General features: G+C 67.7%; 11 protein-coding genes. 5 read left to right on the forward strand and 6 right to left on the reverse strand.

All coding sequences use genetic code 11. The annotated features are described in order from the left end of the window. Positions 1-67 precede the first annotated feature (67 nt). Positions 68-898, forward strand: coding sequence for an IclR family transcriptional regulator (locus ACX80I_RS15415; protein ID WP_459345987.1), 831 nt, complete (start codon positions 68-70; stop codon positions 896-898). 11 nt (positions 899-909) lie between these two features. Here the strand turns inward: ACX80I_RS15415 and ACX80I_RS15420 are convergent, their stop codons facing one another. The 6 genes from ACX80I_RS15420 to ACX80I_RS15445 are packed head-to-tail and all read right to left on the reverse strand — an operon-like array spanning position 910 to position 9,860. Beyond that, a complete protein-coding gene (locus ACX80I_RS15420; RefSeq protein WP_459345988.1) occupies positions 910-1,731 on the reverse strand; it encodes a nucleoside hydrolase in 822 nt (273 codons plus the stop codon). Between the two features lie 60 nt (positions 1,732-1,791). Next, positions 1,792-4,074 (reverse strand): family 78 glycoside hydrolase catalytic domain, encoded by a 2,283-nt coding sequence (locus ACX80I_RS15425; RefSeq protein ID WP_459345989.1) that lies wholly within the window; start codon positions 4,072-4,074, stop codon positions 1,792-1,794. A 59-nt stretch (positions 4,075-4,133) separates the two neighbouring features. Beyond that, positions 4,134-5,144 (reverse strand): oligopeptide/dipeptide ABC transporter ATP-binding protein, encoded by a 1,011-nt coding sequence (locus tag ACX80I_RS15430; protein WP_459345990.1) that lies wholly within the window; start codon positions 5,142-5,144, stop codon positions 4,134-4,136. Beyond that, positions 5,141-7,297, reverse strand: coding sequence for a dipeptide/oligopeptide/nickel ABC transporter permease/ATP-binding protein (locus ACX80I_RS15435; protein ID WP_459345991.1), 2,157 nt, complete (start codon positions 7,295-7,297; stop codon positions 5,141-5,143). The genes ACX80I_RS15430 and ACX80I_RS15435 overlap by 4 nt, the downstream gene beginning before the upstream one ends. Next, positions 7,294-8,247, reverse strand: a complete 954-nt coding sequence (locus tag ACX80I_RS15440; RefSeq protein ID WP_459345992.1) for an ABC transporter permease — start codon at positions 8,245-8,247, stop codon at positions 7,294-7,296. The genes ACX80I_RS15435 and ACX80I_RS15440 overlap by 4 nt, the downstream gene beginning before the upstream one ends. A gap of 56 nt (positions 8,248-8,303) precedes the next feature. Beyond that, positions 8,304-9,860, reverse strand: coding sequence for an ABC transporter substrate-binding protein (locus tag ACX80I_RS15445; protein ID WP_459345993.1), 1,557 nt, complete (start codon positions 9,858-9,860; stop codon positions 8,304-8,306). A 219-nt stretch (positions 9,861-10,079) separates the two neighbouring features. Between ACX80I_RS15445 and ACX80I_RS15450 the strand changes: the two genes are divergently transcribed. The 4 genes from ACX80I_RS15450 to pcaG all read left to right on the forward strand — a co-directional run bounded on the left by ACX80I_RS15450 (position 10,080) and on the right by pcaG (position 14,514). Further along, positions 10,080-11,366: a glycoside hydrolase family 1 protein gene (locus ACX80I_RS15450; RefSeq protein ID WP_459345994.1), complete on the forward strand. Its 1,287-nt coding sequence runs from the start codon at positions 10,080-10,082 to the stop codon at positions 11,364-11,366. Positions 11,367-11,834: 468 nt separating this feature from the next. Further along, a complete protein-coding gene (locus ACX80I_RS15455; RefSeq protein WP_459345995.1) occupies positions 11,835-13,025 on the forward strand; it encodes a 4-hydroxybenzoate 3-monooxygenase in 1,191 nt (396 codons plus the stop codon). A 49-nt stretch (positions 13,026-13,074) separates the two neighbouring features. Beyond that, positions 13,075-13,941, forward strand: a complete 867-nt coding sequence (gene pcaH, locus ACX80I_RS15460; RefSeq protein ID WP_459345996.1) for a protocatechuate 3,4-dioxygenase subunit beta — start codon at positions 13,075-13,077, stop codon at positions 13,939-13,941. Positions 13,942-13,947: 6 nt separating this feature from the next. After that, positions 13,948-14,514, forward strand: a complete 567-nt coding sequence (gene pcaG, locus ACX80I_RS15465; RefSeq protein WP_459345997.1) for a protocatechuate 3,4-dioxygenase subunit alpha — start codon at positions 13,948-13,950, stop codon at positions 14,512-14,514. Positions 14,515-14,519 lie beyond the last annotated feature (5 nt).

A 14,519-nucleotide genomic window follows, 5' to 3' on the forward strand; every position in this document is an offset into this window, starting at 1 on the left:
TCTTTCATTGGATGGAATAGCATTGGAACATCAATATCGACAGCCCTTCGGCACTAGGACCTTCTGCATGACCATCCCTCCGGAGACCGACGCCCCTCCCGTTCGCGGGAAGCGGCCCAAGCAGGGCGAGCCGGTGGTGGACCGCGCGCTGAGCCTGCTCGCTGTCTTCTCCGACCGGCGCCGGGCATTGACCCTGTCGGAACTGGCCCGGCACGCCGACATGCCCGCCCCCACCGCGCTGCGGCTCATCGCACGGCTGGTCGCGTGGGGCGCCCTGGAGAGGCTCGACGACGGACGGTACGTCGTCGGGGTCCGTCTCTGGGAAGTCGCCTCCCTCTCTCCACGCGGGCATGGCGTCCGGGAGATCGCACTGCCATACCTCGAGGACCTGTTCGAGGTCACCCGCCACCACGTCCTGCTGGCCGTCCGGGACAACGAGCAGGCGGTGTTGATCGAGCGGCTCTCCTCCAGAGACGCCACCGAGGTGGCCTACCGGGTGGGCGGCCGCGCGCCGCTGCGGTCCACCGCCGTCGGACTGGTGCTGCTGGCCGGTGCCGACCACCAGTTCCAGGAGACCATCCTGCGGAAACCCCCGGAGGATGAGCCCGGAGTAGCCACCCTGCCCGAAGGCCAGGTCCGGCGCACGCTGTCGGACGTGCGGCGCACCGGCATCGCGATAATCCGTCGCACCGCGCCCTCTCGGACAGTCTCCGTCGCCTCGCCCATCTTCGACGCCCAGGGCGCCGTGGCGGCCGCGCTGTCCATCGTGGTCCCGGATGGTTCCACGCCCCCGAACGTCTTGGCCCCGGCGGTGCGTTCCGCCGCCCGGGCAGTTTCCCGGAACCTGGGCCACCAGGCGGAGGTCAGCTCCGACGTGTGGACCCACTCGCAGGGCTGACGCGGGGACGCCTACCCGTGCACCACGAGGCGGCGGATCAGGTCGTCCCACAGCGCCATGCTGTCGACCTGGTGGCCGGGCGCCGTTCCTGGGGCAGTCTGCCGTCCCGGCGTATGGGGGACCGGGACGAACGGCACCAGAACGCTGTCGCCGAGGGTAAGCGTGCTGCCCAGCTCCACGAAGGGTGGGACGTTGAGCAGGCGCTCCGCCAGCCAGGAGCCTACCGGTGATGCGGCAGCGAGCTCGTTCTTCACCGCATCGACCGCAACGGTCATCTGCGTGTACTCCTCGTAGGGGATCCGCTCAAGGGTCATCCCTGACGCCAGGACCTGGTTTGCCGCTCCGAGGTCGGTATCGGCGTTGTACTCTCCCCGGCCCGCCTCGGTTCTGGTGCCGCCCACCCAGACCAGCGCTGCCCTGTCCGTGAGCGACACGTCCAGTCGGAGCGCATCAGCGACGTTGGTCAGTGGTCCCCCGCAGAGAACGGTGGTCCGTTCGAAGCGAGCGGACGTCTGCACGATCGCGTGCGCCGCGGCGCTGAGCTCGCCCGTGGTGGTCCCGGTGGCCTCAGCACCCGGAACCACCCGCACGTCCGTCAGCCCGAGGAGCTGCACGAGGCGCTTGGCGAGGTGATGGCCGCGGCCGGTCGTAGTCGTCGGGTCGATACCTGCTGCTCCGGCCAGTCCTGCGTTTAGGGGCGACGTCGCCACCAGGACCGTCGCCCCCGGGTTGCAGCGCAGGAGGATGTGCGCGAGGGCGACGAGCCCGTCAGGGTCACCACCGAAATCGTTGTCCACGACGAGCAGTTCCCGGGATGCCTTGCCTGCTGTCACGCGCAGGCCCCGAAGGAGACGCGCCGGATCACGGAGAGGGGTACATACATCAAACCCTGCCTAAACCCCGAAGGACATCAGCGCGGCCGGCGAGGTGAAGCAATGGGTGCCGACCTGGACACTGAAGCGTTCCCCGCCGGGAAGCTCGACATCGGCCTCCACCCCCTCGGGGACCGTCGCCTCGAGGGAGAGGGCGCCGTCGTCGAGTCGCCATTCCACGCGGATTGTTCCGTGCGGGGTCTTGAGGGACGTTGTGGCCCAGTCGATGCCGTCGCCGGGTACGGGTGCGACCCGGACCCTGCTGTACCCGGGTGCGAGGGGGCTGATGCCGCCGATTCCCTTGTGCAGCCAGTCGGCGACGGCGCCCAGGGCGTAGTGGTTGAAGCTGGTCATCTCACCGGAATTGATGGTGCCGTCGGGGAGCATCGAGTCCCAGCGTTCCCACACGGTCGTGGCGCCCATGGTCACGGGATACAGCCAGGACGGGCAGCCTTGTTCCAGGAGCAGGCGGTAGGCGTCCTCGCTGTGGCCCGTGTCCGCGAGGGCTCCGGTGATGAACGGGGTGCCGGCGAAACCGGTGGAGACGCGGTAGCCGTTCTTCCGGACCAGTTCGGCGAGGCGTTCCCCGGCGAAGTCGCGGTGCTCGGCGCTGGGCAGGATGCCGAAGGCGATCGCGAGGGCGTAGACCGTGGTGCAGTCGCTGCGGATGGTGCCGTCGGTGGCTACGTAGTGCTCCAGGAAGGAGGCCTGGACCCGTCCCGCCAGCTGCTCGAAGTACTCGGCGTCGTCCTGGTGATCCAGAAGCCGGGCAGTCCTGGCCGTGATGGTGGCCGTGCGGAACATGCAGACCGTGGCGACGACGCCGGTGTCCGCCTTGGCGTCCCAGGGCTTGTCCGGATCCGCATCCGGGTCCAGCCAGTCGCCGAACTGGAAGCCCGAGTCCCAGAGCCCGGTGGGAGACAGCAGTCCCTCCACCCGCCGGGTGTGCGAGGTCATCGATTCGTACTGGTTCCTCAGAACGCTCACATCGCCGTACGCTTCCCACAGCGCCCACGGCACCCAGACCGAGGCCTCGCTCCACAGGGCCGAGGATTCCGGTGCCGGGAAGTCCGGGGGCTGGGGGCAGTACTTGAGGGCGTCCGGGACGGTGATGGGCACGAGTCCGTCCGCCGCCTTCTGCTCGGCGGCGAGGTCCAGCAGCCAGTCCTGGAGGAAGCCCTTGACGTCGTAGAGGAACGCTGCGGTGGGTGCGAAGACCGCGAGGTCGCCGGTCCAGCCGAGGCGCTCGTCGCGCTGCGGGCAGTCGGTGGGCAGGTCCAGGAAATTGCCCCGCAGCCCCCAGACGATGTTGCGGTGCAGCTGGTTGACCAGCTCGTTGGAGCACTCGAAGGTACCAATGCGCTCGAGTTCGGAGTGGACCACTATTGCCTCGAGGGACTCCTCTGTAAGTGTCCCGGGCCAGCCGGTGATCTCGGCGTAGCGGAAGCCATGGAAGGTCCTGGTCGGCTCGAAGAAGTCCTCGCCCCCGGACAGGACGAAGGTGTCCGTGGCCTCGGCGGACCGCAGGGGACGCATACCCAGCTCGCCGTCCTCCAGCACCTCCGCGTGGCGCACCGTGATGGTGTGCCCTTCCTCGCCCTGGATCCGGAAACGGAGCCACCCCACGAGGTTCTGGCCGAAGTCCACCAGCGTCCTGCCGGTGGGCGAGGTGAAGATTTCCACGGGCCGGACGACGCTGGCGCGCACCACCGGTGGACCCACCGGTTCCGCCAGCCGGTCGACGTCGAAGTCCACGGTGTGGGTCCCGGCCCAGGCGCCGGCGTCGAAGCCCGGCTCCGCCCACCCGGCCTCAATCCTGCGGGCGTCGATGGTTTGACCGTCGTAGAGGTCGTTGGCGGTGGTGGCGGAGGGGCCGGACTGCCAGGTGGTGTCGGAGGCGACGGACTGGACATGGCCGTCCGAGAACTCGATGTCCAGCTGCCCAAAGAAGCCCAGTTCGCTGCCGTACAGGTTCGACATGCCGTGCCAAGCAAGGCGCCCGCGGTACCAGCCGTTGCCGAGTTCCACGCCGAGCACGGTGGACGGCCGCACGAGGGCGGTCACGTCGTAGCTGCGGTAGCGGAGCCGCCATTCGTAGGAGCTCCAGCCCGGGCTGAGGACGTCCTCGCCCACCGGGACACCGTTGATCAGCGCCTCGTAGACACCGTAGGCGGTGGCCCGCAGCGTCGCCGTGAGCACGGCACCGTGGCCCTCCTCGAGCCGGAACTCCTTGCGGAGCAGCGGGGCTCCGTCGAAGTCCTCGTCGGGTGAGATCATGGCGGCGTGCCAGGGTGCCTGGGTCATCGGGATCCGTTCTGCTTAGCCGTCAGCACGTGACGGCGGGGAAGGTCAGGGGGTGGCGGTCAGGCCGCGTAATGGCAGGCGACGTCGGACGCGCCGACCCGCCGGAGTGCGGGCCGCTCGTCCCGGCACAGGTCGGTGGCCAGTGGGCAGCGGAGCCGGAAGGGGCACCCGCCGGGGGCGGGGGTGGCTGCCGCGCCGGTCCGGACGCCGAGGGATTCCCGGGCTTGTCTGCGGGCCGCCTGCTCGGCGGGCCGGGGCACGGGGGACGCCGCGACGAGGGTCTGGGTGAAGGGGTGCTTCGGATCCTCCGTGACGGCCGCGGCGGGGCCGGTCTCCATGACCTGCCCTCGGTAGAGCACTACCACGCGCTGTGCCAGGAACTGGACCACGGCGATGTCGTGGGCGATGAACAGGTAGCCCAGGCCGCGCTCGTCGCGCAGGTCCGCCAGCAGGTTCAGTACCTGCGCCTGCGTGGAGAGGTCCAGTGCGCTCACGGCCTCGTCGCAGACCACGAGCTTGGGATCACAGATGAGGGCGCGGGCCACGGAGATGCGCTGCCGCTGGCCGCCGGAGAACTGGCTCGGGTACCGGTCCACGGCGTCCCGGGGTAGCCCGACCCGTTCCAGCATGTCCTCGGCGCGCCGGCGGGCCTCGGTCTGGTTCACGCCGCGGAGTCGGAGCGGTTCGGCGAGCGAGGAGCCGACGGTGTTGCGGGGGTTGAGCGAGGAGTTGGGGTCCTGGAAGACTGCCCGAAGTTCCCCGCCTAGGGCCCGGCGCTGGGCGGCACCGGCGGAGGTTATGTCCTTGCCCTGGTAGGTGATGGACCCGGTGGAGACCTTCTGCAGGCCCAGGATTGCCTTGCCGATGGTCGATTTGCCGGACCCGGATTCCCCGACCAGGCCTACGGTCTCTCCGGGGGCGATGCTGAAGCTCACGCCGTCCACGGCGGCCGGAGCAGCCGCTGCCTTGCGGCCGCGGCCGTACCGCACCACGAGGTCCCTGACTTCTAGCAGGGGCTGGACGGGCGCGGGTGACGCCGGTTCCGGGCGAATCGAGGTCGAAGTGCTCATGCGGAATCCTCTTCAGCGGGTCGTGCTTCTAGGTGAGCGGTCCTGGCTTCGGCCAGTCGTGTTTCGGCAGGTTGTGCTTCGACAAGGTCCAGCAGGCGGTGGGTCGGTACATCGGTGGCCACCCAGTCCAGGCCTTCGACGGCCAGTTCGTCGGCTTTGACGCAGCGGACCGTCCCGTCACCGGTGCCGGACGGTAGCAGCGGGATGGGGACCATGCAGGCGGACCCGGCGAACTGGCAGCGGGCGGCGAAGCGGCACGTGCTGGGCCAGTCCTTGGGCTGCGGGACTTGCCCGCTGATTGTGGCCAGCCGTTCGGGCATGTCCGCGGCACTGGTGGCGTGCGGGTCCGCGGCCAGCAGTGCGAGGGTGTAGGGGTGGCGTGGGTTGTCCAGGATGCTGTCCGTCCGGCCGTTCTCCACGACCTGGCCGGCGTACATCACGGCAACCCGGTCGCACAGGTCGGCTACGACGCCGAGGTCATGGGTGACCATGACCACGGACATCCCGGTTTCCTTCGCCAGGCTGCGGAGCAGTGAGAGGATCTCGGCCTGCACGGTGACGTCCAGTGCCGTGGTGGGTTCGTCCGCGACGAGCAGGCGGGGCCGGCCGGAGAGCGCTAAGGCGATGGCTACGCGCTGGGCCATGCCGCCGCTGATCTGGTGCGGGTAGACCGTGAGGATGCGGGCGGCATCCACGATGCCCACCTTCTCCAGCAGGGTCAGCGCTTCGGTCTTCGCTTCGGCCCTGCCGGTCCTGCGCAGCCGCCGGATGGCGGCCGTGAGCTGGTAGCCCACGGTGAACATGGGGTCCAGGGCACGCATCGGTTCCTGCGAGATGAGGGCGATCTCGCGTCCGCGGATGCCTTCCATGTCCTTGTCGGTCGCCGCGGCGAGGTTCCTGTCGTTCCAGAGGATCTGGCCTCCAGTCACCGAGACCCCGGACGGCAGCAGGCCCAGCAGTGACAGTGCCGTCATGGTCTTGCCGCACCCTGATTCGCCCACCAGGCCCAGGACGGTGCCCGGTTCGACGTCGAAGGAGACGTCCGTGACCAGGCGGACACCATCGCCCGCACCTGTACCTGCAGGGTCCACGCCTACGGAGAGGTTGCGCACGCTTAGCGTATTCTTTGGCGCGTCCTTTGTCCCGGCCTCACCCTTGCCTTCCGGAGCGGCGGGGGTGGCGGCAGCGATGGCGGCGACGGCTCTGGCCCGCTGTCGGCGGGCGGCGGCGGAGGGCAGGTGGGAGGCGGTCGTGTTGGGTGCCTTGCCGAGTGCGTTGCCGATCGCGTTGGCGGCGAGGACCGTCAGCGCGAGCACGGCCCCGGTGGGGACCATGAGCCATGGGGCGTCGTAGACGTGCTGGGATGCGCTCTGGATCATCCCGCCCCAGCTGGGCTCGGGGATGGGCGGTCCGAAGCCGATGAAGGCCAGTCCGGCCTGGATGAGCATGCCGACGGCGAAGATCAGGGCCGCCTGGACCACGATGGTGTTCGTCAGGCCGGGCAGCACATGGCGGAGGCTGATGCCCACGGCGCTGACGCCGTCCACCTTGGCTGCGTCCACATAGAGCTGGGACTGCAGCGACTTGGCCTGGCCCAGCATCACCCGGTAGATACCCGCCGAGATCAGCACGCCGAGGATGGCCATGACCAGCGGGATATTGGTTCCCACGGCGCCGATGACGGCCAGGATGATCACCGTGCCGGGCAGGGACATCATGATCTCCGTGACGCGGCTGATGACGGCCTCCACGCGTTCACCGGCGGATGCTGCCAGCATCGCTAGGAGGGTGCCCAGCCCCACGGCGACGATCACGGTGATCATGGATGTGCCTAGGGTGCCGGCGGCGGAGGCGAAGATGCGGCTCAGGAGGTCCCGGCCCAGTTCGTCCGTCCCGAGCCAGTGGGCCGCGCTGGGTCCGGAGAGGACGGCGGTGAAGTCCTGGTCCTCGGTCTTGAAAGGCAGCCAGAGGGGCGCAGTCAGGGAAGCGAGCACGATCGCGGCCAGCCAGATGACGCCGGCTGTGCTGGCGGGTGAGGCGAACAGCTTGGAGGCGGAGAACCGCCGGCCGGCCCTTGCGGGAGCCGGAGGAAGGAGCGCGGCCGACGTCGGCTCCGGAGAGTCCGCAGGGGCAGGGGCGACGTTCGGAATCATGAGGCACGCAACTTCGGGTCGAGGAACTTGGTGGCGAGTTCCAGCACCAGGTTCACGGCGACCACCACGACGGTGGCGATCACCACCACGCCCTGCACGGACGGGGCGTCATGGGTGCTGACGGAGTTCTGGACGGCCTGGCCCAGACCCGGCATAGCGAACAACTGCTCGGCGATGACGGACCCGCCGAAGAGCTGGATGAACTGCAGTGCGATGCCGGCCACGATGGGAAGGCTGGCGTAGCGCAGCGCGTGGACGTACAGGATCTTCCAGGTAGGAGTCGCGGTGGCCCGGAGGGTCCGGATGTGTTCCTGCTGTAGCGCCTCGAGCATGGAGGCCCGGGTTTGGCGGGCGATGAACGCCGCCCCGCCCACGGCCAGGGTGATCACCGGCAACGCCAGGGACAGCGCCCAGTCCCGCGGAGAGACCTCGAACGGGACATAACCGGTCGCCGGAAAGACCGGGGACTGCACCGCCAGGAGGTAGACGAAGATGATGCCGATCCAGAAGGCTGGTAGGGCTACTGCCATGCCGGCGACGCCCCCGATGATGCGGTCCACGACACCCCCGCGGACTGCTGCGGTCACGCCCAGAGCGATACCGAGGACGGCGCTGAGCACGGTGGCACCTGCAGCCAGCGATGCGGTGACCGGGAGCCTGCCGGCCAGGTCCGCACTGACCGACCGGCCGTCGATGAGGGAGATCCCGAAGTCACCCTGGACCGCTGCACCGAGCCAGCTGAAGAACTGGACGGGAAGGGGATCGTTCCAGCCCAGACGCTGGTTTACTTCGTCGATGGCTTCCTGTGTAGCGCCGGCCCCGAGAGACACAGCCCCCGGGCTGCCCGGCATGGCGTGCACCAGCAGGAATGCCAGCACGGCGACCACCAGAACTGTGGCCAGTGCCATCAGCAGGCGCTTGGCGATGAATAGTGCCATGGTGACCTCCATCGGTCGGAACCGGCCGGGCGGGCTCTTTGGGTGAGTCCGCCCGGCCGGGTCGGGTATTAGCTGGCCGGCTTGTAGGACGAGAGGAGCGGGTAGGCGTTGGTACCGGCGAACTCCACCGGTGCCACCTTCTCGGTGTTGTAGCCCTGGTTCACAAGGGCTTCATACAGGGGGATCATCCAGCCGGATTCCACTAGGCGGGTGTTCAGCTTGGTGGCTGCTGCCTTGATAGCGGCGTCGTCCTTGGCGGCAGCCAGCTCGGCGGTAGCTGCGCTCAACTCTTCATCGGTGGCCTTCTGCACATTGGTGAAGCCGTTGAGGATGGCTCCGTACATTACGCCGACAGGGTTGTCCCAGTTTAGGGGGCTGTACCCCAGCGGTGTGGTGGCGACGGCGGCGAAGGCTTCATCGGTGGAGGCGGCCATCTTGACGTTCATGGTGATCCCGACGGCGGCGAGGTCCTTCTGGACTGCCTGCAGGTCCGTCTGCGTCTGCGCGCTGGCGATGATGGTGAAGTCGAATCCGTCCGGGTAGCCCGCCTCCGCCAGCAGGCTCTTGGCCTTTTCCGGATCATAGGCGAACTTGGTGTCAAGGTCCTCCGTGAAGCCGGCGGAGTCCTTTGGCAGGGCGTTCCATGCGGGGATGTCACCCTTGTGGAGCGCGTCCACCAGGGCCTGCCGGTTGATGGCGTACTGGATTGCCTGTCGGACCTTCTCCTCCGCGAACGCGGGTGCCGTCTTGCCGATCTTGTCGAAGGAGATCATGGTGTTGACGGTGCCGCCGATCTGGGAGACTCCCGCGCCCTTGGATTTTGCGAAGTCGACGGTGGACGAGGTCAGCTGGGCGACATCAGCCTGGCCGGACACCAGGGCGTTCGCCCGGGCTTGCGGGTCAAGGACGACACTGAAGACGACCTTGTCGAAGGCGAAGTCCGAGGCCTCCGCACTCTCCTCGTTCTTCACGAAGACATATTTGCTGCCCTTTACGGTGCTTGGGTCCAAGGTGTAAGGGCCGGAGCCGTCCGGGGTCGCGGCAAGGCTCGCGGTGTCTTCAACGCCTTCCTCGCCGACGATCATGCCGGTGGTGGAAGTGAGGTTCTGCTCGAATCCGGGCTGTGGTGTGGCGAAGGTAAGGGCCACCTGGGTGGGGCTGACGACGTCGACGGAGGTGATCTCCTGCGCCCCGCCCTTGGCGACCGCGGAGTAGGCACTCAGCTCAGGATCGGACCGGCGGTCGAGATTCGCCTTGACCAGCTCGGCGTCGAGCTTCGACCCGTCGGTGAACGTGACATCGTCCCTGAGCGTCAGCGTCAGGACCGTGTTGTCCGCGTTGTAGCTGAACTTCTCCGCCAAGCCTGGACCTGCCGAGCCGTCCGGCTGGAGCGTCATCAGGCTCTCGTACAGGCCCTCGAAGAACTGACGCTGGGCTGCCGAGACACGCAGCGGATCGTAACCGAATGACGCCACGTCATTATCTATGGCCAGGGTCAGGCTGCTGGTATCGGCCTCGGCGGTCGCCTGGTTGGAGCTGCCGCCGCACGCGGTCAATGATCCCAGCAGCAGCGCTCCAGCCAGAACGGCGGAGCTCCTACGGACGGAGGGGTTCAGAAGTTTCATGGAGTGCGCCTTTGCATCTTGAGGGAACAGCGGAGGGAGTCAGTCGGGGCTGGCGGCTGGCCGGCTCCCTTAAAGCATCAACCGCCCCCATTCGGCACTTACATGAGAATGTCATTCATTGAAAAGGTATTGTGGCGGCGGTCACGCGGCAGGAAAGGATTGGAAGCGACGGCAAAGAGGCCCGTTGCGCCTTCCGGGCGCTGAACCGAAAGGATCCACATGACCGACGCATCACCCTTCCCGCAGGACTTCCTTTGGGGTGTCGCCAGTGCCGGGCACCAGGTGGAGGGTAACAACGTCAACAGCGATACGTGGTTCCTCGAGCACCTGCCGGGCACCATGTTCTCCGAGCCGTCCGGCGATGCCCTAGACCACTACCACCGCTACCGCGAAGACATCGCCCTGATCGCGAGCCTCGGATTTACGAGCTACCGCTTCTCACTCGAATGGGCGCGTATCGAGCCGGAGGAGGGACTCTTCTCCGAAGCCGAGCTGAACCACTACCGGCGTGTCCTGGAGGCCTGCCACGACCACGGCCTCACCCCCGTAGTCACCTTCCACCACTTCACGTCCCCGCGGTGGCTCCTTGCCGTCGGAGGCTGGGAGGGCCCCCGCACAGCCGCACTCTTCGCCCGCTACTGCGACCGCGTCATGGCGCACCTGGGCGACCTCGTCGGCGTCGCCTGCACCCTGAACGAACCCAACCTTCCCTGGCTACTGAAGTCCTTCGGCATCGGCCGCGAAGCCCCCGAGAATCGAGGATCGGTGCCCGTGTGGGCCGCAGCCGCCGAACGCCTCGGCGTCGGCCCCAGCACAATCGCCCCGTTCCAGTTCTCGTCGACCGAGGCCGGATTCGACGTGAAATTGGCAGCACACCGCGCCGCCACGGCAGCCATCAAGGCCCGCAGGCCCGAACTTCCCGTGGGGTGGACCCTAGCGAACTCGGACATCCAGTCCATCGACGGAGGGAGCGACACTGCCGACCAGGTGCGCCGCGACGTCAACGAACGTTTCCTCGAGGCGTCCCGCGGCGACGACTTCGTGGGCATCCAGACCTACGGGCGCACCGTTTACAGCCCCAACGGCATCGCGCCAGTTCCGGAAGGCGCAGCGACGAACCAGATGGGCGAGGAAATCTACCCGCAGGCCCTCGGGACGACCATTCGGGAAGCGGCACGGATCGCAGGGATACCGGTGATCGTCACGGAGAACGGGCTCGCCACGGAAGACGACACGCAGCGGGTGGACTACCTCCGGGCCGCGGTGGACAGCGTGGCCGACTGCCTAACCGACGGCATCGACGTCCGCGGCTACATCGCCTGGACGGCCTTCGACAACTACGAATGGGTGTTCGGCTACCGGCCTAAGTTCGGGCTCATCGGGGTGGACCGCGCCACCCAGGAGCGTACTCCCAAGGACAGTGCCCGCTGGTTGGGCGGCCTGGCACGTGAACAGTCCGCGCGGGCGGGCGTGGATCCGCAGTCCGACGTCGTCCAGTCGGCCTAACACCGCCGCGGGCCAACGACTCATCGTTGGCGACGAGCCGTTGGCGCCGGCTACCCCACCCAGAATGCACTAGCTTCCCCCGTCGCGGGCCGGTTCAAAGAAAACTCCTTACTGAGTAAAACCCCGGACCCACACGCCGCTCATTGGACCGATGCGCGGATCGCAAAGCTGCCGTACTACGCGGGCGGGCACGCGTGCCGACGTATCGCTGCAGGTACTTCCCTTGTGACGACGCTGCAAAGCGGCCATCAGGACGCTCTTATGGCGTGGCGTAGGCTCGCTCAACCAGATGGTCGATGGCAAGTCAAGCGCCCATTGTATTGCTGGGGTACGTAGCCTGGTCTATTCCTGACGCGTCCTTCCATTGAACGGAATCGGCGTTACGGCGGACACCGTGCCTGCTGCAGATTGGATGCAGACGTACCAGTCCGGCACGCCCTGCGGGCCCGCAACGAAGTGAGACAGACCATGGCAGCGCGAAAGATCCTCTCCACCCAGGTGGCCATTCTGGGTGCCGGCCCGGCGGGGCTGATGCTGTCGCACCTGCTGGCCCGTGCCGGAGTCGAGTCCGTCGTCATCGAGGTCCGCACCCACCAGGCCATCGCCGGGACCGTCCGTGCGGGCATCCTGGAGCACGGCACGGTAAACCTCCTGGTGGATAGCGGGGTCTCCGACCGCGTGCTGCTCGAGGGCGACAGGCACGACGGCATCGAGCTGCGTTTCCACGGCGAGAGCCACCGGGTCGACTTCAAGGACCTGGTCGGGGAGTCGGTGTGGCTCTACCCGCAGACCGACGTCTTCCTGGATCTCGCCGCGCGGCGGGCGGCCGACGGCGGCGACGTGCGCTACGGCGTCACCGACACGAGCGTGCACGACGTGGAGGCCAGCCCGAAGGTCTGGTTCACCGACTCCGAGGGCGGAGAGTTCGAGATCCGGGCCGACTTCGTAGTGGGAGCGGACGGCTCACGCAGCTCCTGCCGACCCCTGGTCCCGGAAGCGCGGCGCACGTGGTACTTCCACGAGTACCCTTTCGCCTGGTTCGGCATCCTCGCCGAGGCGCCCAGAAGCTCCGACGAACTCATCTACGCCAATTCCGCCAACGGCTTTGCCCTGATCAGCCAGCGCACCGAGACGGTGCAGAGGATGTACTTCCAGTGCGACCCCCGGGAGGACGTGACCGGCTGGGACGACGACAGGATCTGGGCCGAGTTCCGCGGCAGGGTGAACGGGAACGGCTTCGAATTGAAGGAGGGGCCGATCATCAGCAAGATGGTGCTGCCGTTCCGCAGCTTCGTTTCCACGCCTATGCGCCACGGCAATCTCTTCCTGGTCGGCGACGCAGCGCACACCGTGCCGCCCACCGGAGCCAAGGGCCTCAACCTGGCCATCCACGACGTCCAGGTCCTCTTCGAGGGATTCGACAGCTACTACAACGCCAGGTCGGACCACCTCCTGGAGACCTACAGCGACCGCGCGTTGGACCGGGTTTGGAAGGCCCAGCAGTTCTCCTACTGGATGACGACCCTGCTCCATACGCCGGCCGACGCCAGCGACTTCTCCCGCGCCCGCCAGCTCGGCGAACTCAACTCGCTCGTCTCCTCCCGGCACGGCATGGCCTACCTCGCAGAGGCCTACACCGGCTGGCCGGATCCGCACTAGGTCCTCCTGTTCCCCGTACCCCATCGAAAAACTCCCGAAAGGAACCGGCGTGCCGCACGACACCAAGCCCACGACAGCGGAGGCCGTCCCCGCCCGACCGGCGGCCGGACACGCGTCCTCGGACGCAGCCGTGGAGACCCAGCAGGACCTCAGCACGGAGATCGACGGACTGGCCGACGCGTATGCGCGTGCCCTTAAGGACGGAGCTCCGGTCGAGATCCAGCCGCGGCTGGACTATCCGCCGTATCGCAGCAGCATCCTGCGGCACCCCACCAAGAGCCTCCAGCACGCCGACCCGGAGACCATCGAGCTGCACTCACCCGCCTTCGGCCACCAGGACGTGCACGCGCTGGAAGCGGATCTGACCATCCAGCACAACGGGGAACCCCAGGGTGAGCGGATCATCGTGGCCGGCAAGGTCCTCGACGGCGACGGCCGGCCCGTGGCCGGCCAGCTGGTGGAGATCTGGCAGGCCAACGCCTCCGGCCGGTACATGCACAAGCGCGACCAGCATCCGGCGCCGCTGGATCCCAACTTCACCGGCATCGGCCGCTGCATCACCGGCCCCGACGGCTCGTACCGGTTCACCACCATCAAGCCCGGCGCCTACCCCTGGAAGAACCACCTGAACGCGTGGCGGCCGGCCCACATCCACTTCTCCCTGTTCGGCACCGAGTTCACCCAACGCATCATCACCCAGATGTACTTCCCCGGTGACCAGCTCTTCCCGCTCGACCCCATCTACCAGACCATCGTCGACCAGGACGCCCGCGACCGGCTCGTGGCGAACTACGACCACAGCCTGACCCAGCCCGAGTGGGCGTTGGGATACAACTGGGACATCGTCCTGACCGGACCGAAGCGGACCTGGACCGAGAACGAAGCACTCGGTACCGCAGGCGACGACAGCGAATAGGCAGACATGAGCAACCCGACCACCCAGCTCATCCCCACCCCCGGCCAGACCGTGGGCCCGTTCTACGGCTACGCGCTGCCGTTCGAGAAGGACAACGAACTCCTCGCCCCCGGCTCGGCCGGCTCCATCCGCCTCTCCGGCACCGTGTACGACGGCGCCGGAGAGACCGTACCGGACGCCATCCTGGAGATCTGGCAGCCGGACGCCGACGGCAGGATCGTCCAGAGAACAGGATCATTGCGCCGCGACGGCTACACCTTCACCGGCTGGGGCCGAAGCTCCGTCGGCTACAGCGGCGTGTTCACCTTCACCACCGTCAATCCAGGGCCCACCTCCGCCGGGGCCGCACCATTCATCGCGGTCGCCATCTTCGCCCGCGGACTGACCAACCGGCTCTTCACCCGCATCTACCTCCCCGAGGACGAGGCGTCACTGGCCCGGGACCCGCTGCTGGCCTCGCTCGAGCCCGATCGCCGCAGGACCCTTCTCGCCCGGCGGGACACCGACGGCGGCCTCACCTGGGACGTCCGTCTCCAGGGCGAGGGCGAGACAGTGTTCCTGGACTTCCAGTGACAGAC

This window comes from Arthrobacter rhamnosi (genome assembly GCF_054510855.1).

Excerpts from the sequence above, each read along its gene's own strand:
- ACX80I_RS15415 (WP_459345987.1), top strand. The coding sequence starts at position 68 with ATGACCATCCCTCCGGAGACCGACGCCCCTCCCGTTCGCGGGAAGCGG.
- ACX80I_RS15425 (WP_459345989.1), bottom strand. The coding sequence starts at position 4,074 with ATGACCCAGGCACCCTGGCACGCCGCCATGATCTCACCCGACGAGGAC.
- ACX80I_RS15430 (WP_459345990.1), bottom strand. The coding sequence starts at position 5,144 with ATGAGCACTTCGACCTCGATTCGCCCGGAACCGGCGTCACCCGCGCCC.
- ACX80I_RS15435 (WP_459345991.1), bottom strand. The coding sequence starts at position 7,297 with ATGATTCCGAACGTCGCCCCTGCCCCTGCGGACTCTCCGGAGCCGACG.
- ACX80I_RS15440 (WP_459345992.1), bottom strand. The coding sequence starts at position 8,247 with ATGGAGGTCACCATGGCACTATTCATCGCCAAGCGCCTGCTGATGGCA.
- ACX80I_RS15445 (WP_459345993.1), bottom strand. The coding sequence starts at position 9,860 with ATGAAACTTCTGAACCCCTCCGTCCGTAGGAGCTCCGCCGTTCTGGCT.
- ACX80I_RS15450 (WP_459345994.1), top strand. The coding sequence starts at position 10,080 with ATGACCGACGCATCACCCTTCCCGCAGGACTTCCTTTGGGGTGTCGCC.
- ACX80I_RS15455 (WP_459345995.1), top strand. The coding sequence starts at position 11,835 with ATGGCAGCGCGAAAGATCCTCTCCACCCAGGTGGCCATTCTGGGTGCC.
- pcaG (WP_459345997.1), top strand. The coding sequence starts at position 13,948 with ATGAGCAACCCGACCACCCAGCTCATCCCCACCCCCGGCCAGACCGTG.